We start from the raw sequence: 21,892 nt of genomic DNA, 5'->3' as shown, positions 1-21,892 counted from the left end.
AGAACACTCCTTTGCCTGGTCAACGCAGCCTCAGGCCTTGGCCCGGCTTTCCAGGACTTCCACGGCCGGCAGCACTTTGCCCTCGACGAACTCGAGGAACGCGCCACCCCCGGTAGAAATGTAGGAGATCTGCTCGGCCACGCCATATTTATCGATGGCCGCCAGGGTGTCGCCGCCGCCAGCGATGGAAAATGCCGCGCTCTCGGCGATCGCCTGGGCCAGCACCTTGGTGCCGTTGCCGAACTGGTCGAACTCGAACACGCCCACCGGGCCGTTCCACAGGATCGTCTGGGAGGATTTCAACAGTTCGGCGAAATTGGCCGCGGTTTGCGGGCCGATGTCGAGGATCATGTCGTCTTCGGCCACGTCGGCGATCAGCTTCACGGTCGCGGCAGCGCTTTCGGCGAACTCCTTGGCCACCACCACGTCCACCGGCAACGGCACGCTGACCTTGGCGGCGATGTCCCGGGCGGTGTCCAGCAGGTCCGGTTCATACAGGGACTTGCCGACCGGATGACCGGCCGCCGCGAGGAAGGTGTTGGCGATGCCGCCACCTACGATCAGTTGGTTGCAGACCTGGCTCAGGCTGTTGAGCACATCGAGCTTGGTCGACACCTTGGAACCAGCGACGATGGCCGCCATCGGCTGGGCCGGGGAACCCAGGGCCTTGCCCAGGGCGTCCAGTTCGGCGGCCAGCAGCGGACCGGCGGCGGCGACCTTGGCGAACTTCGCCACGCCATGGGTCGAGCCCTCGGCGCGGTGGGCGGTGCCGAACGCGTCCATCACGAATACGTCGCACAGGGCGGCGTATTGCTGGGCCAGTTCATCGGCGTTCTTTTTCTCGCCCTTGTTGAAGCGTACATTTTCAAACAGCACGACATCGCCGGCCTTCACGTCCACGCCGCCCAGGTAGTCAGCCACCAGAGGCACCTCACGGCCCAGGGCACGGCTGAGGTAGTCGGCCACGGGCTTGAGGCTGTTTTCGGCCGAGAACTCGCCTTCGGTCGGGCGGCCCAGGTGGGAGCAGACCATCACGGCCGCGCCTTTTTCCAGGGCCAGCTTGATGGTCGGCAGCGAAGCCAGGATACGTGCGTCGCTGGTGACAACACCGTCCTTGACGGGGACGTTGAGGTCTTCGCGAATCAGTACACGCTTACCTTGCAGATCGAGGTCGGACATCTTCAACACGGTCATGGGTCGCAATTCCTGGGTAACTGTTTAGAGAGCAGGTTTGTTGGAAGCACTGAGCGGGCCAGAATGCGCCGTCGCTGCTTGCAGGTAATGTTCAGCAACGTCGAGCATTCGGTTGGCAAAACCCCATTCGTTGTCGAACCAGGCCAGGATGTTCACGAGCCGCGGCCCGGAAACACGGGTCTGGCTGGCATCGACGATGGCCGAATGGGGGTCATGGTTAAAATCACAGCTGGCATGAGGCAATTCGGTGTAGGCCAGAAGGCCTTTGAGCGGGCCGCTGGTGGCGGCTTCGCGCAGGATCCGGTTGACCTCGGTGGCGTCGGTATCGCTCACGGTCTGCATCGTGATATCGAGGCAGGACACGTTGACCGTCGGCACCCGCACGGCTTTGGCCTGAATTCGCCCCGCAAGTTCCGGCAGCAGCCGTTCGATGCCGCGCGCCAGACCAGTGGACACCGGAATCACCGACTGGAACGCCGAACGGGTGCGGCGCAGGTCTTCATGGTGATAGGCGTCGATCACCGGCTGATCGTTCATCGCCGAGTGAATGGTGGTGATTGACACGTATTCCAGGCCTATGGCCTGGTCCAGCAGGCGCAACAGCGGCACGCCGCAGTTGGTGGTGCAGGACGCGTTGGACACCAGCAGTTCGTCGCCCGCCAGGCAATCCTGGTTCACGCCGTAGACGATGGTCGCGTCCACATCCGCTTCGCTGGCCATCGGTTGGGAGAACAGCACGCGGGGCGCGCCGGCCGCGAGAAAACGCTGGCCGTCTTCACGGGTGTGGTAGGCGCCGGAACATTCGAGTACCAGGTCGACGCCCAGGGACGCCCAGTCGATGCCTTCGGGGGTGGCACTGCGCAGGACCTTCACGCAGTCGCCATTGATATGCAGACAATCGCCCTCGACCCGCACTTCGCCCGGGAACCGGCCGTGGGTGGAGTCAAAGCGTGTCAGGTATTCGATACTGGCCATGTCGGCCAGATCGTTGATCGCGACAATTTCAAACCCGGCCTTCGCCCCTCGCTCGAACAACGCACGCAAGACGCAACGACCAATCCGGCCGTAGCCGTTGAGTGCAACTTTGTAGGGACGCGGTTGGGGCATGGGGGTCTCGGGGCCTGGTTGAATCCATTAAGACAATCTTTATCTGGACCACCGCCATCGCGAGCAAGCTCGCTCCCACAAAGACCTTCGTCGAACCTGTGGGAGCGAGCTTGCTCGCGATGGCGTCAGAACAGACAACTTGTTCGCGGATCAGTCTTCCAGCAACTCTTCAGCCTGGCCCAGGATGTTGTCCAGGGTGAAGCCGAACTCCTCGAACAGCGCCGGCGCAGGCGCCGATTCGCCGTAGGTGGTCATGCCGATCACGCGACCTTCCAGGCCGACGTACTTGTACCAGTAATCGGCGTGAGCTGCCTCGATGGCGATCCGGGCGCTGACCTGCAGCGGCAGTACCGCCTGCTTGTAGCCGGCGTCTTGGGCGTCAAACACGCTGGTGCACGGCATCGACACCACGCGTACGTTGCGCCCCTGCGCGGTCAGCTTGTCGTAGGCCTGGACGGCCAGGCCAACTTCGGAGCCGGTGGCGATCAGGATCAGTTCCGGCTCGCCGATGCAGTCCTTGAGCACGTAGCCACCGCGAGCGATGTCGTCGATCTGGCCGGCTTCGCGCACTTGGTGTTGCAGGTTCTGACGGGAGAAGATCAGCGCCGATGGGCCGTCGTTACGTTCGATCGCGTATTTCCAGGCCACCGCCGACTCCACGGCGTCGCAAGGGCGCCAGGTATCCAGGTTCGGCGTGCAGCGCAGGCTGGCCAGTTGCTCGATCGGCTGGTGAGTCGGGCCGTCTTCGCCCAGGCCGATGGAGTCGTGGGTGAACACGTAGAGCACGCGTTTCTTCATCAGGGCCGACATGCGCACGGCATTGCGGGCGTATTCCATGAACATCAGGAATGTCGCGCCGTAAGGCACCAGGCCACCGTGCAGCGCCACGCCGTTCATGATGGCGCTCATGCCGAATTCACGAACACCGTAGTACATGTAGTTGCCGCTGGCGTCTTCGGCGCTGACACCCTTGCAGCCTTTCCACAGGGTCAGGTTGGAACCGGCCAGGTCGGCCGAACCGCCCAGCAGTTCGGGCAGCAGCGGGCCAAAGGCATTGAGGGTGTTCTGGCTGGCCTTGCGGCTGGCGATGGTCTCGCCCTTGGCCGCGACTTCGGCGATGTACGCCGAGGCCTTGGCGGCGAAGTCGGCCGGCAGCTCGCCGCTGAGGCGACGCACCAGCTCATTGGCCAACTCAGGGAATTCGGCGCTGTAAGCCGCGAAACGCTGGTCCCAATCGGCTTCGACGGCGCGGCCTTTTTCCTTGGCGTCCCACTCGGCATAGATGTCGGCCGGGATTTCGAACGGGCCATGGTTCCACTTCAGCGCCGCGCGGGTCAGGGCGATTTCCTCGGCGCCCAGGGGAGCGCCGTGGCAGTCTTCCTTGCCCTGCTTGTTCGGCGAGCCGAAGCCGATGGTGGTCTTGCAGCAGATCAGGGTCGGCTGGGCACTTTTGCGAGCGGTTTCGATGGCGGTCTTGATCTCTTCCGGGTCATGACCGTCGACGTTGCGGATCACCAGCCAGTTGTAGGCTTCGAAACGCTTGGGGGTGTCGTCGGTGAACCAGCCTTCGACTTCACCGTCGATGGAGATGCCGTTGTCGTCGTAGAAGGCGATCAGCTTGTCCAGGCCCAAGGTACCGGCCAGGGAGGCCACTTCGTGGGAAATGCCTTCCATCATGCAGCCATCACCCAGGAACACGTAGGTGTGGTGATCGACCACGTCATGGCCGGGACGGTTGAACTGCGCCGCCAGGACTTTTTCCGCGAGGGCGAAGCCCACGGCGTTGGCCAGGCCCTGGCCCAGCGGGCCGGTCGTGGTTTCCACGCCTGGGGTGTAGCCGTATTCCGGGTGGCCCGGGGTGCGGCTGTGCAACTGGCGGAAGTTCTTCAGGTCATCGATCGACAGGTCATAGCCGGTCAGGTGCAGCAGCGAGTAGATCAACATCGAGCCGTGGCCGTTGGACAGCACGAAGCGGTCACGGTCGGCGAACGATGGATTGCTCGGGCTGTGCTTGAGGTAGTCGCGCCAAAGCACCTCGGCGATATCCGCCATACCCATAGGGGCACCGGGATGGCCGCTGTTGGCTTTCTGCACGGCATCCATGCTGAGGGCACGAATGGCATTGGCTCGCTCACGACGGCTGGGCATCGCTGATCTCCTGCGGGAATTGAATCGAGAATGAATAAAACGAAACTGAAAAAGGCGAGCATTTTCCCTCACCCACCCGCCCCGGGGCAATGACAGATAGTCATCGGCAGGCGTTTTTCCGGTGGATAAAGTCTCATTCGCCAGGTGAAACCTTTCCGCTGATGGATTGTAGAGTCCGGTACGCGGCGGGAAGTGCCATTTATCAAGCAATATCAAAACTTTTTGATATTGACCTTGCGATGCACCGCCCCCCTCACTAGACTGCCGCCTTATGAACTTACACGTGCCTTCCATTCGCCACGACGATTGCGATGAGCTGGCGGCCCTTTGCAAGGCCGGCGGCGATCCGTTGCGGCTCAATGTATTGCGCGCCCTGGCGAACGACTCGTTCGGCGTGCTGGAACTGGCGCAGATCTTCGGCATCGGCCAGTCCGGCATGAGCCACCACCTCAAGGTCCTGGCCCAGGCCGACCTGGTGGCCACCCGCCGCGAAGGCAACGCCATTTTCTATCGCCGCGCCCTGCCCCACACCGATCTTCTGGGCGGCAAGCTGCACGCCGCGTTGCTCGACGAAGTGGACGCGCTGCAGTTGCCGATGGACGTGCAGGCACGCATCGCCCAGGTCCACAAGCAACGGGCCGCCGCCAGCCAGGACTTCTTCGCCCGTGTGGCCGAAAAATTCCGCGCCCAGCAAGACCTGATCGCCGGCCTGCCGCAATACCGCGAAAGCGTGGTGGCGCTGCTGGACAAGCTCGGCTTCGAGCCCACGGCCAGCGCGATCGAAGTCGGCCCTGGCGACGGCGCGTTCCTGCCGGAACTGGCGCGACGCTTTCACCAGGTCACGGCGCTGGACAACAGCCCGGCCATGCTCGAACTGGCGCGCCAGGTGTGCGAGCGGGAAAACCTGGCTAACGTCAGCCTGCAACTGGCCGATGCCCTGGATGGCATCAACCAGCAGGCCGACTGCGTGGTATTGAACATGGTGCTCCACCACTTCGCCGCACCGGCCGATGCCCTCAAGCACCTGGCCAGCCTGGTGCAAACGGGCGGCAGCCTGCTGGTAACCGAGTTATGCAGCCACAACCAGAGCTGGGCCAGGGAGGCCTGCGGAGATCTCTGGCTGGGGTTTGAACAGGATGACCTGGCCCGTTGGGCCTCCGCTGCGGGCCTTGTGCCCGGGGAAAGCCTCTATGTGGGCTTACGCAATGGTTTCCAGATCCAGGTTCGCCACTTCCAGCGACCGACTGGCGACACTCACCAACGGTAACTTGTAGGAAAACATCGAGATGAGCGAATACTCCCTTTTCACCTCCGAGTCCGTGTCTGAAGGGCATCCGGACAAAATCGCCGACCAGATTTCCGATGCCGTGCTGGACGCCATCATCGCGGAAGACAAATTCGCCCGCGTGGCGTGCGAGACGCTGGTGAAAACGGGCGTGGCGATCATCGCCGGCGAAGTCACCACCTCGGCCTGGGTCGACCTGGAACAGATCGTGCGCGATGTGATCCTGGGCATTGGCTACAACAGCTCCGACGTGGGCTTCGACGGGGCCACCTGCGGCGTGATGAACATCATCGGCAAACAGTCGGTGGACATCGCCCAGGGCGTCGACCGCAGCAAGCCGGAAGACCAGGGTGCAGGCGACCAGGGCCTGATGTTCGGCTACGCCAGCAACGAGACCGACGTGCTGATGCCGGCACCGATCACCTTCTCGCACCAACTGGTGCAGCGCCAGGCCGAAGCCCGCAAGTCCGGCCTGCTGCCGTGGCTGCGCCCGGATGCCAAGTCCCAGGTCACCTGCCGTTACGAGAACGGCAAGGTCGTGGGCATCGACGCGGTCGTGCTGTCGACCCAGCACAACCCGGAAGTGTCCTATAAGGACCTGCGCGAAGGCGTGATGGAGCTGATCGTCAAGCACGTATTGCCTGCCGAATTGCTGACCAAGGACACCCAGTTCCACATCAACCCGACCGGCAACTTCATCATCGGCGGCCCGGTGGGTGACTGCGGCCTGACCGGTCGCAAGATCATCGTCGACAGCTACGGCGGCATGGCCCGTCACGGCGGCGGCGCGTTCTCCGGCAAGGACCCATCGAAGGTCGACCGTTCGGCCGCCTACGCCGGTCGCTACGTGGCCAAGAACATCGTCGCCGCCGGCCTGGCCGAGCGCTGCGAGATCCAGGTCTCCTACGCTATCGGTGTCGCCCAGCCGACTTCGATTTCGTTGAATACGTTCGGCACCGGCAAGATCGGCGACGACAAGATCATCAAGCTGGTGCGTGAAGTGTTCGACCTGCGCCCTTACGCCATCACAACCATGCTCGACCTGCTGCACCCGATGTACCAGGAAACCGCCGCCTACGGTCACTTCGGCCGCACGCCGCAGACCCGCACCGTCGGTGACGATACCTTCACCACCTTCACCTGGGAAAAAACCGACCGCGCCGACGCCCTGCGCGCCGCTGCCGGCCTGTAATACCCGCGTGTCATGAAAAAGCCCCTGGCGACCCGGTTGCCAGGGGCTTTTTCATGCCCGGCGCTTTGTATGCCGCCAGGGCAATCAGGCGGGTAAAACCCGGTAACGCTCTCGATCGCCCAGTGTGCGCGACAGTGACTAGCCTTCAAGTCACTCAACGAGCAAGGATGCCTCGATGCCACTGTCCGCATTTGTATTCATCGGTCTTCTATTCACCACCCTACCCGTCACTGCGGTGCCCTGCCCAACCTGGCCCGAGGAACGCGCCCAGGCCGAGGTGGCCGCCGTGCAGCAACAAATCGACAGCTGGGACGACAGCTATCACCGCGAGGGGCGCGCAGAGGTCGCCGATGAACTGTACGACCAGGCCCGCGAGCAACTGGAGCAATGGCGCAACTGCCTGGGCCTGGAGAAGCCCGCGAGCCCATTGCGCACGGCCGGTGGAAAGGTCGCGCACCCGGTGGCCCACACCGGCTTGGACAAACTCAAGGATGCCGGCGCCGTGCAAGCCTGGCTGCAGGATCGAGAAGACGTCTGGGCCCAGCCGAAAGTCGATGGCGTGGCCGTTACGCTGATCTACCGCAAGGGCCGGCTGCACCAGGCGATCAGCCGCGGCGATGGCGTACAGGGACACGACTGGACTGCGAACGCGCGAAAGATCGGCGCCATCCCCCAGCACTTGCAGCAACGTTCGGACGTGCGGGTCCAGGGCGAGTTGTATTGGCGCCTGGATGCCCACGTCCAGGCACAAAGCGGCAGCCTCAACGCCCGCGGGACGGTAGCGGGATTGATGGCACGCCAGCATTTGACGGCGCAGGAGGCAGCGGGGATCGGTCTGTTTACCTGGGACTGGCCAGAAGGGCCCGACACCCTGACCGAACGGATGACGGCCCTGGGCAAGCTGGGTTTTGCCGACACCCTCACATACAACCAGCCCGTCCACACCCTGGCCGATGCCGAGCACTGGCGCAACCACTGGTATCGAACGCCACTGCCGTTTGCCAGCGATGGGATCGTCCTGCGCCAGAGCCGCCGTCCACCCGCCGACCGCTGGCAGGCCCGGGCACCGTTCTGGAGCGTGGCCTGGAAGTACCCTCACGCCCAGGCGCTGGCCGAAGTGCGCAAGGTGCGCTTCAAGATCGGGCGCACCGGGCGGATCACACCGCTGCTGGAACTTGAACCGACCCTGCTCGACGACCGGCTCATCCGCCGGGTGAGTGTCAGCTCCCTCAAGCGCTGGGAAGCATTGGACATCCGGCCCGGCGACCGAGTCGCCATCAGCCTGGCCGGGTTGACGATTCCGCGTCTCGACGGCGTCGTGCTGCGTGGTGTCGTGCGCGAACCCATCAGCGCACCGGTGGCAACCGATTATCACCCGTTGAGCTGCTGGCAACCGACACTCGGCTGCGAAAGCCAATTCCTCGCGCGCCTGAACTGGCTCAGCGGCAAGCAGGGGCTCGCCTTGCCTCACGTCGGCCCCGGCACCTGGGAAAAACTCCTGGCGGCCGGTCGACTCGACGGATTGCTGGATTGGATGACCCTCGATGCCGCCGAGCTTGCTAACATGACCGGCTTCGGCGAACGCAGCAGCACCCGCCTGCTCGCCAGTCTGCATGGCGCCCGGCAACGGCCTTTTCGGCAATGGCTCAAGGCCCTTGGCCTACCCCCCGTTGGCGAGGCACGGCTGGAAGGCCCCTGGCAGGCACTGGCCGAGCGCAGCACCGAACAATGGCAAGCCGAAACGGGTATTGGGCCGGGGCGCGCCGCGCAATTGAGCGCGTTTTTTGGCGACCCTCAGGTGCAAGCCTTGAGTGAAGTGTTACGCGCCGCCGGAGTCGACGGGTTCTGATCCGTACCCGTGTGGTTGAACCCAAGGGGCCCCTGAGGGCTCCAACTGCGCATCTGAACCGACCGCTCGCGATTTAATTACGGAGTTGCTATGAATTTCCTGTCCCCCGCTGCCCTGCTGGTCCTGTGCAGCGCCATGGCCACGCCGCTGATGGCGGACGAGCAAGCCCCGGAGCTCACCGGCTGCGCGGCCAAGCGCCAGGGCATCATCAACCAGATCGAACTGGCCAAGTCCCGTGGCAACCAGGACCAGCAAGCCGGCCTGGAAACGGCGCTGAGCGAGGTCACCACCCATTGCACCGACGCGTCCTTGCGCAAGGAACGTGAAAACAAGGTGCTCGAGGCCAAGCACGAAGTCAGCCGACGCCAGGCCGACCTGGAAAAAGCCATGAAGAAAGGCGACGCCGAGCGGATCAACAAACGCAAGGACAAGCTGGCGGCCTCCCGCAAGGAGCTGCAGGAAGCCGTGGATGAGCTGGACAAATAAGCGGCAAGTTTCAAGCTGAAGGCGTCAAGTTACGGCGAACCGCTAGCCTTTTACTGGCCGCTTGCAGCTGGCCACTCGAAGCTGCTCTATTTCAATGATCGCGAAATTCCTTATGGCAGGCACTGCACGCATCCTCGACCTTCTGCACCGCCGGCCCAAGGTTGCTGGCCTTGTAGGGCTGGACCTGGCTGACCGTCACCAGTTCGCCGGTCGCCACCTCAAGGTTGCGGGCCAGTTCCTGGAAACGTGCCTGCTTCTGCCAGACCTCATCCCGGGCGCTGGTGTGGTCTTGCTCGCGCACTGGCGGGAAGTGCTTCCACGGCTCATGGGACAGTCGATCGAGCTGCACCGCGCCCTCGGCGAAACGCGTGCCGTCGAACGGGACCCGACCACGCAGCATGCCGCCCAGTTCTTCGTTGGTCTTGAGCATCTGTTTGAAAATCGCCTTGCGCTGGCCCAAGGGAGAGTTGGGATCGACGCCGCCACAAGCGGGCAACAGCAGGCAGGCCAGCATGACCATGGAAAATCGTTTTACAAACATCTTGGCCTCGGGACAGGAAACGGCGGTTAGTATCCTCGCGTCATCGGTAAAGACCAATGGCCCCATCAACAATACGGGTTGTTCGCACGCCTGACAGCGTTTGAATGACTGCAAGGGAAATCTTCATGAACAGTCGCTCCAAGACCTGGCACCTGGGCCTGGCGTTGACCTTGCCGCTGCTCGCTGTGCTGGCCGGCTGCAACCGCGGCGAAAAAACCGAAGCACCCCAGACCCATGCCCTCGCCACGTATGCCAGCGCGCCATGGGAAGCGCTGCCGCCCGTGTCCGACCAGGATCTGTTGGCCGGTTTCGCCTCCTGGCGCAGCGCCTGCACCCGGCTCAAGGCCGATGCGAACTGGGGCCCGACCTGCGCGGCGGCGGCCAATGTGCCGCAGACCGCCACGGCTGTACGCAACTTCCTCAAGCAAAACCTGGACGTCTATGGCCTGCGCTCGGGCGACAACAGCCCCAACGGCCTGATCACCGGCTATTACGAGCCGGTCTACCCCGGCAGCCTCACCCAGACCGCCAGCGCGAACATCCCGGTGTACGGCGTGCCCGACGACATGATCATCGTGGCCCTGGACAGCATCTACCCCGAACTCAAGGGTAAGCGCCTGCGCGGCCGTCTCGAAGGTCGCGTGCTCAAGCCCTACGACGACGCCGCCACCATCGAGACCCAGGGCGTGAAGGCGCCGGTGATCGCCTGGCTGACAGACCCGATGAACCTGCAATTCCTGCAAATCCAGGGTTCGGGTCGGATTCGCCTCGATGACGGCCGCCAGTTGCGCATCGGCTATGCCGACCAGAATGGCCACCCTTACCGGCCCATCGGCCGCTGGCTGGTGGAACAGGGCGAACTGAAGAAAGAAGACGTGACCATGGGCACCATCGCCGCGTGGGCCAAGGCCAACCCGAAGCGGATCCCCGAGTTGCTGGGCAGCAACCCCAGCTACGTGTTTTTCAACCGCAACCCCGACAGCAACGAAGGCCCGCGAGGCTCGCTGAACGTGCCGCTGACCGCCGGCTACAGCGTGGCGGTGGACCGCAAGGTGATTCCGTTGGGTAGTTTGTTGTGGCTGTCCACGACACGCCCCGACGGCAGTGCCTTGAACCGCCCCGTCGCCGCCCAGGACACCGGTGGCGCAATCACCGGAGAAGTACGTGCGGACCTGTTCTGGGGCACCGGGGACGCCGCCGGGCAGTTGGCCGGGGACATGAAGCAGCAGGGCCAGATCTGGATGCTCTGGCCCAAAGCAATGCCATTGCCGCAAGTGCCACAGGTGGCGAATGCGGTCAGCGCCAATCCCTGAGGGTTTTGGCGCCAGCGGCCCCCTCTGGCGAGCAAGCCAGCATCAGGCCCCAGCAGCCAGGCTCAAACCGAAACGAAGAAGAAACTCAACACCAGCCCCACGCCGACTAGCCACACCAGCGAACGCAGGATCGCCCAGTCGGCCAGGTAGCAGATGATGTAGAGCAGGCGGCTGGTGATGAACAGCACCGCCAGCACATTGATCGTCACCAGCTCGGCGTTGCCGGCCAGGTGCGCGACGATCACGGCGGCAGCGAACGCCGGGGCGATTTCGAAGCTGTTGAGCTGTGCGGCATAGGCGCGCCGCGGCCAGCCGTCGAGCGATTCGAGAAAATCCCGAGGGTCGTGGTTGTCCTGCAACCGATACCTGCCGCCTATCTTGGCAAGACCGATACACAGGTAAGGCAGGATGATCGCAATCAAAATACACCACAGAGCCACCGTCATGACGCAGTTCCTTTTTTTAAGTGTTGTGGACAATCGAGCATCAGGGCGCCGGTCAGAACATCACCACCGACGTGCCAATCCGCACCGGCCCGCAGGCTAGGCTCTGTCTGAAAAGCCTTGATACTCGTTCATGCTGCGTTGAAAACCGGCTCGGAATGCTCATTTACTCCAGTAAACTCCGCTTCCTCGCCGGTTTTCGCCTTGCCTGACCTTCGTCTCAAGACTTTTCAAACAGAGCCTAAGAGCCGCGGCCGGGCAAAAGGTTCTTTCAGGCCATGCACGCCGTTGCGGGCATGGCATCCCCCCTGTCCGGTTTCACGCCCGCAAGGGCACGAATTGATTCGCGATCCCGGGACAGCTGTTTATACTGCACGCAACCACGCCGCACTCAGTTGCGCATGCACCTATTCCAATAATTTCCAATAATTGTGCCGATATCCGCGCCCTTCGAGCCGGACGTCGGCCTGCGTATGCCTGAACCGCGTCAAGACTATAGACAGAGACCCTGCGCATGCCACTCGCCTTGCTTGCTTTGGCCGTCGCCGCTTTCGGCATCGGCACGACTGAATTCGTCATCATGGGGCTGCTGCCCGACGTCGCTCGAGACCTGGCAGTGAGCATTCCCCAGGCCGGGTTGCTGATCACCGGCTACGCCCTGGGCGTGGTGTTCGGTGCGCCGATCCTGGCCATCGGCACCGCCAACATGCCGCGCAAAGCCACATTGCTGGGCATGACGTTGATGTTCATTCTTGGCAACGTGCTCTGCGCCCTGGCGCCGAACTACGCCACGCTGATGGCCGCCAGGGTCATCACGGCGCTGTGCCACGGGGCGTTCTTTGGCATCGGTTCGGTGGTGGCTGCCGGGCTCGTCGCTCCGAACAAGCGGGCCCAGGCGATTGCCATGATGTTCACCGGCCTGACCCTGGCCAACGTGCTGGGCGTGCCGCTGGGCACGGCCCTGGGTCAATACGCCGGCTGGCGCTCGACGTTCTGGGCGGTGGCGGTCATCGGCGTGATCGCCGCCATCGCCCAATGGGTCTGGCTGCCCAAGGCAATCCCCATGGACAAAGCCAACCTGGCCAGCGAGTTCAAGGTGCTGGGCAAGGTCAACGTGTTGTTGGCCCTGGGCATGAGCGTGCTGGCCTCCACCAGCCTGTTCAGCGTGTTCACCTACATCGCGCCGATCCTGCAGGACATCACCGGCGTCAGCCCCCACGGCATCACGGTCATGCTGCTGTTGTTCGGCGTCGGCCTGACGGCGGGCAGTTTCCTGGGTGGTCGCCTGGCCGACCGCCGCCTGTTGCCAGCGCTGGTGGCGATGACCCTGGCCGTGGTGCTGGTCCTGGCCGCGTTCAGCCAGACCAGTCATTCGGTGATCCCGGCGGCGATCACCCTGGTGCTCTGGGGCATCTTCGCCTTTGCCCTGTGCCCGATCCTGCAATTGCTGATCATCGACCAGGCCCACGAGGCACCCAACCTCGGCTCGACCCTGAACCAGAGTGCTTTCAACCTCGGTAACGCGGCGGGGGCGTGGATGGGCGGGCTGGTCGTCGCCAGTGGCGCCGACCTCGCGGACTTGCCGTGGGCCGGGGCATGCATCGGCGGTCTGACGACGTTGACGGCGTTGTTCTTCATTCATCGTCAGCGGCGTTCGGCGGCAGTCGCGGTTTAAAGGCTGAGAAAACTGCCCTGCCCATGAGCGAATGGGCAACGCTTTCAGTAAGAATTTGTTCCCTTCCGTGCGGGCTGTTTTACCGGCCATCCAGAAGCCTTGTTCCAGAGCGCTTTCATAAAAGTCCGCCGACTGTTGTTGGCAACCGGCGGATATTTGTCCAATTGAGTCACGACGCAATTAGCCTCCAGATCTTGCTTACAGTTCGGCTCCCCTCCTGGGCACACGGAACGAACCAGAAAATGCTAGAAATCTCGCGACACTCCTCCTACACCTTTCAGAACTCAGGCCCACTCGCAGAACAAGCGCGTCCAGAAGGTCCCCAGCAGATGGCCTGTGGCGCGACGGACCGGTCGATCAGTCTCGTTCGAAATGAAGACGGTAGCGCCCAAATCGGTATGAAGCGGCCTCCCATCACAAAACTGGTCCTGAGCGGCGGTGGGGCCAAGGGCGTCGCTTATTCCGGATTCGTCGATACCCTCGAGGCCAACGGCGTCATGGGCAATATCAGAACGATTTCAGGCTCCTCTGCGGGGGCCATTTCGGCGGCGTTGCTCGCCAGCGGCATGAATCATGTGGGCTTCGACAGAATCTCTGACGACATCCCCCTTGTTTCCTTGCTCGACAGCACCCACCCAAGCGTCAGAAAAATCCAGAACGGGTTGTCGAAGCTGGGCGAAAAACTGGAAAAACTCCCCCTGGCGCAGTTGCTATGTGACCTGCTGCCACGCCTGGGCTCCAAAGGGATGCCCCTGGAAGAACTGATCAGGGCCGAGGCCTGCAAGGCGCTGCTGCAGCATTGCCAAGACCACCCAAAGCCTCTTTCCAAAGAAGCGCAACAAGCCGTTGCCAATGTGAAAAGCAACCAATACGTCACGTTTGCCGACCTGGCGACCCTGAGCAAAGAGATTGCGCAGATCAAATCTGTAGAAATCACCGGCACCGCCCTGTTCAAGGAAGGCACGCAACTGGTGGTCTTCAGCGCGGACCTGACCCCCGACATGGACATTGCCGTGGCCGCGCATATCTCCGCGTCGCTGCCGCTGGTGTTTGGCAAGCCGACCCTGCAAGGACAGCCTTTCCAAACGATGGAGGCAACCATGGCATGTGCCGATGGCGGCATCCTGAACAACACACCCGTACCTGACCTGTATAACCCGCCGACTTCGCTAAGTCCGATCCCGGACAGCGAGCCATTGATCCTGGTCTTCGAGGCGCAGGAAGCGGAGCAGGAAAATCCGCGAGGTACGGGCATGTCGGCCCTGGTCGACCGTTTTCTCAAGGCCCCCCATACGGCCAGCTCTGCATGGAATGCCGAACAACTCAAACGCTTTACCGACCAGACCGTCGTCGTACGGCTGAAAACGGATCAAGGCGATTATCGCGGCCTACTGAAAGGGACGGTCAACTTCAGGATGTCCAAGGACATCAAGAATCATCTCCAGGAAGAACTGCGCAAGGATGTCCAGATCCATCTGGACAGGCGCGATGCCACACAACAGACCTTTTCGTTTGCCTCGGTCGAGGACGCCCTGTTGGCATTGAACGATCAGGATTTCGAGCAACTGAGCGCAGAACTGGAGGTCGACGAAGCCTGCGCCGAAGTGATCGCCTTCAGGGAGAAGGCCAAGTGGGCGATGGCACAATTGAAGGAATCGGTCCGGGAGGCCAACGAAACGTCCACCGTGCTTGAACCCACGCCCCAGATGCACATGGCCATCTGGGGTCTCGACCAACTTGCGGATCAACCCGGTAGGCTGGAATGGCTGGCTAAACGCCTCAATCACGACAATGACCCGGACTTCATGCAGTTTCTGCAGGCTGCCAGCGAGTGGGACAAAAACGCACCCGGAGTCATTTCCGAAGTGACCCATCATGCTATCGAGAAAATGCAGTTGCAGGACATTGCCACGCGTATCCGTAACGTCGTGCAAAACGTGCTGCACCCCGCACGTTTCCTGAGCGGCCAGCCCAATGTGAACATCGAGCTGATCAATGGGGTCATCCGGGATCTGCAGGAACTGCAAGATCCAAAGGCGCCCAAGCATTCACACGAGCAGAAGATCGCGTTCAATCATTCGCTCGAACGGATCATCGCCAATTACCGGTCGCGCTACACGGGGCTGCTCAATCCGGAGTCAACGACCCGCGAGACGTTGCGCAACATGCAATTCAAGTAAGCGCCGCCCGCAGCGCGGGTCCGGGGTCAGGCTTGCCCTCACTCCGAATCGCTGCGCCGCGTCGGCCTGGCGGCTGGCTTGTCTTTGGGAAGGCCGACTTCGCTGCGGATCTGCGCATGACTGATCAGGGCGAATATGCAGCTGCCACCGACAATGTTGCCGGCCAGCGTCGGCCCGGCAAACACCATCCAAAAATCTTCCCAGGGCAGTTCGCCGGCAAACACCAGGTACGACACCTCGGCCGAGCCGACGACAATGTGGGTGAAATCGCCGAGCGCCATCAGGTAGGTGATGAGGATGATGGTCCACATCTTGGCGCTTTCCATGGAGGGGATCATCCAGACCATGGTGGCGATCATCCAGCCGGAAATGATGCCCTTGGCAAACATCTGGCCGGTGTCGTTTTCCATGACCTTGCGGCCGATCTCCAGGAAAGCGAGGTCGGTACGCGCGTCGAAGATCGGCAGGTGCAGCATCACGTACGCCACCAGCAGGGTGCCGCACAGGTTGCCCACCAGCACCACGCCCCAGAGCCGCAACAATCGTCCGAAATTGGCCAGGCTGGGTTTGCTCATGACCGGCAACACGGCGGTCAGGGTGTTTTCGGTGAACAACTGCTGGCGGGCAAGGATGACCGCGAGAAAGCCGGCGCAGTAGCCGAAACTGGCGATCACCTTGAAGCCTTCGTGGTCTGGCAGCCGGGAGTTGAGCAAGCCCATCGCCATCAGCGACAGGCCCATGGTCAACCCGGCCGCCAGGGCCGACCACCAGAGCGCGGCAATGCTGCGCTCCAGCTCCTGGTCGCCCTGGGTGCGGATGATTTCGTGCAGCACCGCTGCCCGTGGCGGCTGGTTGCGGTCGACTTCCTGCTGTTCCTGAGCCGAAAGGTCAGGGGTCTTGCCGTCTTTATGAGTGTCCATACAGCTCCTGAACCGGTGGCGTGATGTAGCTACGACAGGCGGCGCACGAAGCTGTTCAGTGACGGGTTTGCACCCTCGATCCCGAGTTTGATGCAAAACCCATGTTGGAGCGGGCTTGCTCGCGAAAACGGTGGTTCAGCGTGCCGTGATGCCGCATGTAACGACGCCTTCGCGGGCAAGCCAGCGCCCCCAAGGTTGTCACTCAGTGATGTCGTCCTGGAACTGATCCTTGACGTACTTGATCTCGGTACGGCCATGGGGCGCCGGCAGGCCATCCTCGCCAAGATTGACGAAGACCATCTTCTCCACGGTCAGGATGCTCTTGCGGGTGATTTTGTTGCGCACCTCGCACGTCAGGGTGATGGAGGTACGGCCAAACTCGGTGGCGGTGATCCCCAGCTCGATGATGTCGCCCTGGCGCGAGGCGCTGACAAAGTTGATCTCCGAGATGTACTTGGTGACCACGCGCTGGTTGCCGAGCTGGACGATGGCATAGATGGCCGCCTCTTCGTCGATCCAGCGCAGCAGGCTGCCGCCGAACAGCGTGCCGTTGGGGTTGAGGTCTTCGGGCTTGACCCATTTGCGGGTGTGGAAATTCATGTTCACTCCTGAGTGTCTGGCCGATGAATGGCTGCATCATGGCAGACCGGCCGGTCAGGCTCTACGTCGCGGGTCCTATAACGACCATCGGCAATTTTGATTTGCCGACAGAAACCCTTTGGAAGATCGGCCGAGCCCGTTATAATCGCCACCGCTTCAACCGGTCCTCGCTTTGGACCGTTCCCGCCACCTGTCCGAGGGGCGCTGCAGCAGGTTCGACCTGTCAGGCTCGGATGGGGCGTTGTTCACACGGGGCAACCTGCATGGACACTAAACGCACAACGGCGCCCATTCGCATACATTACGAATGGAGGCTCTTCATGAGCGCTGTTATCACGCCTGCAGATTTTAACGACTACAAAGTTGCCGACATGTCCCTAGCCGCCTGGGGCCGTCGCGAAATCATCATCGCCGAATCCGAAATGCCAGCCCTGATGGGCCTTCGCCGCAAATACGCCGGCGAGCAACCGCTCAAGGGCGCGAAGATCCTCGGCTGCATCCACATGACCATCCAGACCGCCGTGCTGATCGAAACCCTGGTTGCCCTGGGTGCCGAAGTGCGCTGGTCGTCCTGCAACATCTTCTCGACCCAGGACCAGGCCGCCGCCGCCATCGCCGCCGCCGGTATCCCGGTGTTCGCCTGGAAGGGCGAGACCGAGCAAGAGTACGAGTGGTGCCTGGAGCAGACCATCCTCAAGGATGGCCAGCCATGGGACACCAACATGATCCTCGACGACGGCGGCGACCTGACCGAGCTGCTGCACAAGAAATACCCGGCCGTGCTCGAACACGTCCACGGCGTGACCGAAGAGACCACCACCGGCGTGCACCGCCTGCTGGACATGCTGGCCAAGGGCGAACTGAAAATCCCGGCCATCAACGTCAATGACTCGGTGACCAAGAGCAAGAACGACAACAAGTACGGCTGCCGTCACAGCCTCAACGACGCCATCAAGCGCGGCACCGACCACCTGTTGTCGGGCAAGCAGGCGCTGGTGATCGGCTACGGCGACGTGGGCAAGGGCTCGGCCCAGTCCCTGCGCCAGGAAGGCATGATCGTCAAGGTCTCGGAAGTCGACCCGATCTGCGCCATGCAGGCTTGCATGGACGGTTTCGAGCTGGTTTCGCCGTTCATCGACGGGATCAACGACGGCACCGAAGCAAGCGTCGACAAGGCCCTGCTGGGCAAGATCGACCTGATCGTGACCACCACCGGTAACGTCAATGTCTGCGACGCGAACATGCTCAAGGCCCTGAAAAAGCGTGCCGTGGTGTGCAACATCGGTCACTTCGACAATGAGATCGACACCGCCTTCATGCGCAAGCACTGGGCTTGGGAAGAAGTGAAGCCGCAGGTCCACAAGGTTCACCGCACCGGCACCGGCAGCTTCGACCCACAGAACGACGACTACCTGATCCTGCTGGCCGAAGGCCGCCTGGTCAACCTGGGCAATGCCACTGGCCACCCGAGCCGGATCATGGACGGTTCGTTCGCCAACCAGGTCCTGGCCCAGATCTTCCTGTTCGGCCAGAAATACGCCGACCTGTCGCCTGCCCAGAAAGCCGAGCGCCTGACCGTGGAAGTATTGCCGAAGAAACTCGACGAAGAAGTGGCCCTGGAAATGGTCCGCGGCTTCGGTGGCGTGGTCACCAAGCTGACCAAGCAACAGGCTGACTACATCGGCGTCACCGTCGAAGGCCCGTTCAAGCCGCACGCCTACCGGTATTAAGCAGCTGCGAGCTTCAAGCTTCAAGCGGCAAGCAGAGCGGTTTGTCTACTTGTGACTGGAAGCTTGGATCTACTTCTTCATCGCTATTACGCAGCCGCGAGCTGCAAGCCTGAAGCACAGGAATCGGCGCAACGCCCTCTTGTAGCTCGCAGCTTGCAGCTTGCAGCTGGGAGCTCCGACCATGTCCCAAGACCGTCGCTACAGCTTCGAATTCTTCCCGACGAAGACCGATGCTGGGCATGAAAAACTGATCGCCACTGCCCGCCAGTTGGCGAGCCACAAACCCGACTTCTTCTCCTGCACCTACGGCGCCGGCGGTTCGACCCGTGACCGCACGATGAACACCGTGTTGCAGCTCGAAAGCGAAGTGAAAGTCCCGGCAGCGCCCCACCTGTCCTGCGTGGGCGACAGCAAGGACGACCTGCGCGGCCTGCTGACCCAGTACAAGGCGGCGGGCATCAAGCGCATCGTTGCCCTGCGCGGTGACCTGCCCTCGGGCATGGGCATGGCCAGTGGTGAACTGCGCCACGCCAACGAACTGGTGAGCTTCATTCGTGAAGAGACCGGTGACCACTTCCACATCGAAATCGCCGCTTATCCGGAAATGCACCCGCAGGCGCGCAATTTCGAAGACGATCTGCGCAACTTCGTCCGCAAGGCCCACGCCGGGGCGAACAGCGCCATCACCCAGTACTTCTTCAACGCCGACAGCTACTTCTACTTTGTCGAACGCGTGCGGCAGCTGGGAGTCGACATTCCAGTGGTGCCGGGGATCATGCCGATCACCAACTACAGCAAGCTGGCGCGCTTCTCCGATGCGTGCGGCGCCGAGATCCCACGCTGGATCCGCAAGCAGCTGGAAGCCTATGGTGACGACACGTCCAGCATCCAAAGCTTCGGCGAGGACGTCATCACGCAAATGTGTGAACGTTTGTTGCAGGGCGGTGCACCGGGGCTGCATTTCTATACCCTTAACCAGGCCGAGCCAAGCCTGGCGGTATGGAACAACCTCAAACTGCCACGTTAATGGCTTAACGTGCCGGTATGAAAAAGGCCTTGGCACCCTCCAAGGCTTTTTTTTCACCCAAGACACCTGAAGGATTGCAGTAGATGCTCAACGGTCAAAGGTTAAAGACCCCACAACTGATCTACCTGGTCTATGGGGCCGAGACCTATCACCAGGAAGCCTTGTTCAGCATCGCCAGCGCGTTGGCGGGCCTGCGCAAAACCCCCGGCGAAGCCCTGGATATCCAGGTATTCACCGACGATCCGGCACCGTACGAAGGCCTGCCGGTGCGCTTGCGCCTGCTGGACGACGAGACCCGCAAGGCCTGGATCGAGCCCCACGGCTATCATTTCCGCGCCAAGCATGTGGTGATGCAGAAGGTGCTTGAAGAAGCCGAACTGGCCCTGTTGATCGACACCGACACCTTCTTCCATTGCTCACCGCTCGAATTGTTCCGCCGTATCCAACCCGGCACCTTGCTATGCAATGCCGTCAACCTGAGTTATGGCGCCAACAAGGATTCGTTGCTGTACGTGACGCTGGCGGACATCCTGCGTGAGCGCCGGCTGGCGGACGACAGCATGCCCCAGTTGAATTCGGGGGTCATCGGCCTCTACCACACGGATGCGTCGGTGCTGGACCGCTCGATTGCACTGATGGATGAGCTCTTTCCCCTGGCCCAAGGGGCCTACACCCTGGAAGAGTTTTGCCTGGCGGTGGCGGCCTACCGTTCGGTGCAACTGCGCGAATGCCCGGACCTGATCCATCACTATTGGAGCCGCAAGCAGCTGTTCCGCGCCAAGACCAAGGCCTGGCTCGACAAGCACCATGCCGCGCCCACCTGCCAGCAGGCGCTGGACGAAACGGCGCAGGTCACCACCGTCCTGCCCCGCCCTCCGGCGTTCCAACGCCTGGCCTACAAGTTCGTCACCCTGGCGCTGCCCGCCCATAAACGGCAATTCATGCGCGAGATCCTCTACGGCTGCTACCGCCATACCAACCAGTTCGATCAGGCTTGCGCCCCGGTCTGGTGGGAAAAAGCCCTGGAAAACGTCGAAGATCGCCTTAAAAAACCACTGGAAGACCACGAACTCAAGCGCTGGCTCAATCATCCGCTGATTCGCCTGGTGCTGGGCGAGCGCCGCGAAGTCATCTATGCGCACCTGATGCAGACAAAAGGCGACTGAGGCCCAGGCCAGAGCACTCTAGCTATTTGATGAGCTCTCGTCGTAACCTCAGGGCATGCCCGTCATTGCCCAGCTACTGACAGCCTTAATTCTCATGTGCCTGAGCATTGCCGCTCGGGCAGAGAAGTTGCGCATTGTCACTGAGCCCTGGGCGCCGTACGTGTACGAAGAAAACGGCAAGCGCCTGGGCCTGGACTACGAAACCACGGCCATTGTGTTCAAGCGCCTGGGGATCGACGTGGAATGGCAGTTCCTGCCCTGGAAGCGTTGCCTGGCGATGCTGGAGCAAGGTCTGGCGGACGGCGCGCTGGACATTTTCCACAGCGACGAGCGCGATGCCACGCTGCTGTACCCCAGCGAGCCGCTGTCGGACGTGGAGTTCGTGATGTTCTACGCCAATGCCCGCCCCCATCCCTTTCGTACACTCGACGACCTCAAGGGCCTGACCGTCGGCACGTCACCCGGCTATCTCTACAGCCAGGCCTTCAGCGAATCGAACCTGTTCAAGCGCGAAACCGCACCCACCCACGAAGCCAACTTCGGCAAGTTGCAACTGGGCCGGATCGACCTGCTCATCACCGATCGCCGGGTCGGCCGCCATGTGCTCGAGCAGATGCAGCTCGGCGACCAGATCACCGAGAACCCGACTGTCGTCAGTCGTCAGAGCCAATACCTGGCGGTGCGACGCAACGCCGGCATGGACCTGCTGGTGCAACGTTTCGGCGCCGAACTCAAGCGTTTCAAGCGCGAACCGGCCTATGCCGAACTGAGCGCCCGGTACGGCGCAGGCCCGATGGCCCAGGTCATGCCGTCGGCTGCGGCCAACGCCGAAATACACCGTTGAGCAGCAGGAAAGCAGCGCACGGCGTTTGCTCTGTTATACTCCGGCCTTCCCGCCAGGCTCACGCCCGGACGCCCGGTCTTGCAAAAGGTCTCCCGACACCGCTACAGCGCAGCTTTCAGCCCCGCGCGAGCCGTATCCGGACCCACCTTTAAGACCCGGCAGGACCGGACGGGATGACATTTATTGACCGTC

General features: G+C 62.1%; 17 protein-coding genes, 1 pseudogene and 1 riboswitch. Of the genes and pseudogenes, 11 read left to right on the top strand and 7 right to left on the bottom strand.

Annotated features, from left to right (window positions below):
- Nucleotides 1–30: 30 nt before the first annotated feature.
- From AD664_RS13745 to tkt, 3 genes are all read right to left on the bottom strand, one after another.
- Nucleotides 31–1,194 carry a phosphoglycerate kinase gene (locus AD664_RS13745; protein WP_047735883.1) on the bottom strand — a complete coding sequence of 388 codons (1,164 nt, stop codon included), beginning with the start codon at nt 1,192–1,194 and terminating at the stop codon, nt 31–33.
- A gap of 24 nt (nt 1,195–1,218) precedes the next feature.
- Complete coding sequence (gene epd / locus AD664_RS13740) at nt 1,219–2,301, bottom strand: erythrose-4-phosphate dehydrogenase (RefSeq protein WP_042732121.1); 1,083 nt, start codon at nt 2,299–2,301, stop codon at nt 1,219–1,221.
- 150 nt (nt 2,302–2,451) lie between these two features.
- The gene (gene tkt, locus AD664_RS13735) at nt 2,452–4,449 is read right to left on the bottom strand and encodes a transketolase (RefSeq protein WP_053147264.1); all 1,998 of its coding nucleotides are present in this window, start codon (nt 4,447–4,449) and stop codon (nt 2,452–2,454) included.
- Between the two features lie 271 nt (nt 4,450–4,720).
- Between tkt and AD664_RS13730 the strand changes: the two genes are divergently transcribed.
- The 4 genes from AD664_RS13730 (at nt 4,721) to AD664_RS13715 (ending at nt 9,261) form a co-directional block, all read left to right on the top strand.
- On the top strand, nt 4,721–5,716 hold the full coding sequence (locus AD664_RS13730) for a metalloregulator ArsR/SmtB family transcription factor (RefSeq protein ID WP_053147262.1): 996 nt from the start codon (nt 4,721–4,723) through the stop codon (nt 5,714–5,716).
- A 19-nt stretch (nt 5,717–5,735) separates the two neighbouring features.
- The gene (gene metK / locus AD664_RS13725; protein ID WP_053147260.1) at nt 5,736–6,926 is read left to right on the top strand and encodes a methionine adenosyltransferase; all 1,191 of its coding nucleotides are present in this window, start codon (nt 5,736–5,738) and stop codon (nt 6,924–6,926) included.
- A gap of 175 nt (nt 6,927–7,101) precedes the next feature.
- Nucleotides 7,102–8,775, top strand: coding sequence for an NAD-dependent DNA ligase LigB (gene ligB, locus AD664_RS13720; protein ID WP_053147258.1), 1,674 nt, complete (start codon nt 7,102–7,104; stop codon nt 8,773–8,775).
- A gap of 90 nt (nt 8,776–8,865) precedes the next feature.
- Nucleotides 8,866–9,261, top strand: coding sequence for a DUF1090 domain-containing protein (locus AD664_RS13715; protein ID WP_053147256.1), 396 nt, complete (start codon nt 8,866–8,868; stop codon nt 9,259–9,261).
- Between the two features lie 91 nt (nt 9,262–9,352).
- On the opposite strand, the gene AD664_RS13710 is transcribed toward AD664_RS13715, so the two are convergent.
- Nucleotides 9,353–9,802, bottom strand: a complete 450-nt coding sequence (locus AD664_RS13710; RefSeq protein ID WP_053147253.1) for a cytochrome c — start codon at nt 9,800–9,802, stop codon at nt 9,353–9,355.
- A 125-nt stretch (nt 9,803–9,927) separates the two neighbouring features.
- Between AD664_RS13710 and AD664_RS13705 the strand changes: the two genes are divergently transcribed.
- Nucleotides 9,928–11,115, top strand: coding sequence for a murein transglycosylase A (locus AD664_RS13705; RefSeq protein WP_053147251.1), 1,188 nt, complete (start codon nt 9,928–9,930; stop codon nt 11,113–11,115).
- Between the two features lie 62 nt (nt 11,116–11,177).
- On the opposite strand, the gene AD664_RS13700 is transcribed toward AD664_RS13705, so the two are convergent.
- Nucleotides 11,178–11,561, bottom strand: coding sequence for an MAPEG family protein (locus AD664_RS13700; protein WP_053147249.1), 384 nt, complete (start codon nt 11,559–11,561; stop codon nt 11,178–11,180).
- Between the two features lie 511 nt (nt 11,562–12,072).
- Between AD664_RS13700 and AD664_RS13695 the strand changes: the two genes are divergently transcribed.
- On the top strand, nt 12,073–13,233 hold the full coding sequence (locus tag AD664_RS13695; RefSeq protein WP_053147247.1) for an MFS transporter: 1,161 nt from the start codon (nt 12,073–12,075) through the stop codon (nt 13,231–13,233).
- Nucleotides 13,234–13,475: 242 nt separating this feature from the next.
- Nucleotides 13,476–15,413, top strand: a complete 1,938-nt coding sequence (locus AD664_RS13690) for a patatin-like phospholipase family protein (RefSeq protein ID WP_083454197.1) — start codon at nt 13,476–13,478, stop codon at nt 15,411–15,413.
- A gap of 38 nt (nt 15,414–15,451) precedes the next feature.
- Here the strand turns inward: AD664_RS13690 and AD664_RS13685 are convergent, their stop codons facing one another.
- On the bottom strand, nt 15,452–16,333 hold the full coding sequence (locus AD664_RS13685; RefSeq protein WP_053147243.1) for a formate/nitrite transporter family protein: 882 nt from the start codon (nt 16,331–16,333) through the stop codon (nt 15,452–15,454).
- Between the two features lie 198 nt (nt 16,334–16,531).
- Nucleotides 16,532–16,933 carry an acyl-CoA thioesterase gene (locus AD664_RS13680; protein ID WP_047735873.1) on the bottom strand — a complete coding sequence of 134 codons (402 nt, stop codon included), beginning with the start codon at nt 16,931–16,933 and terminating at the stop codon, nt 16,532–16,534.
- 190 nt (nt 16,934–17,123) lie between these two features.
- Nucleotides 17,124–17,230, top strand: a riboswitch (S-adenosyl-L-homocysteine riboswitch).
- A gap of 23 nt (nt 17,231–17,253) precedes the next feature.
- On the opposite strand from AD664_RS13680, the gene ahcY reads away from it, so the two are divergent.
- The 4 genes and pseudogenes from ahcY to AD664_RS13660 all read left to right on the top strand — a co-directional run.
- Nucleotides 17,254–18,663, top strand: coding sequence for an adenosylhomocysteinase (gene ahcY / locus AD664_RS13675; protein WP_042729534.1), 1,410 nt, complete (start codon nt 17,254–17,256; stop codon nt 18,661–18,663).
- A gap of 181 nt (nt 18,664–18,844) precedes the next feature.
- Nucleotides 18,845–19,690 carry a methylenetetrahydrofolate reductase [NAD(P)H] gene (metF, locus tag AD664_RS13670; protein ID WP_042729533.1) on the top strand — a complete coding sequence of 282 codons (846 nt, stop codon included), beginning with the start codon at nt 18,845–18,847 and terminating at the stop codon, nt 19,688–19,690.
- Between the two features lie 83 nt (nt 19,691–19,773).
- Complete coding sequence (locus AD664_RS13665) at nt 19,774–20,856, top strand: hypothetical protein (RefSeq protein WP_053147241.1); 1,083 nt, start codon at nt 19,774–19,776, stop codon at nt 20,854–20,856.
- A 55-nt stretch (nt 20,857–20,911) separates the two neighbouring features.
- A pseudogene (locus tag AD664_RS13660) lies at nt 20,912–21,722 on the top strand (substrate-binding periplasmic protein); the annotation flags it as partial.
- Nucleotides 21,723–21,892: the final 170 nt, after the last annotated feature.

The organism is Pseudomonas sp. P97.38 (assembly GCF_001269745.1).
In the GTDB taxonomy this organism is placed as follows: domain Bacteria; phylum Pseudomonadota; class Gammaproteobacteria; order Pseudomonadales; family Pseudomonadaceae; genus Aquipseudomonas; species Aquipseudomonas chlororaphis_E.
The sequence above is the reverse complement of the archived record's forward strand: the minus strand, read 5'-3'. Positions and strand labels throughout refer to the sequence as shown.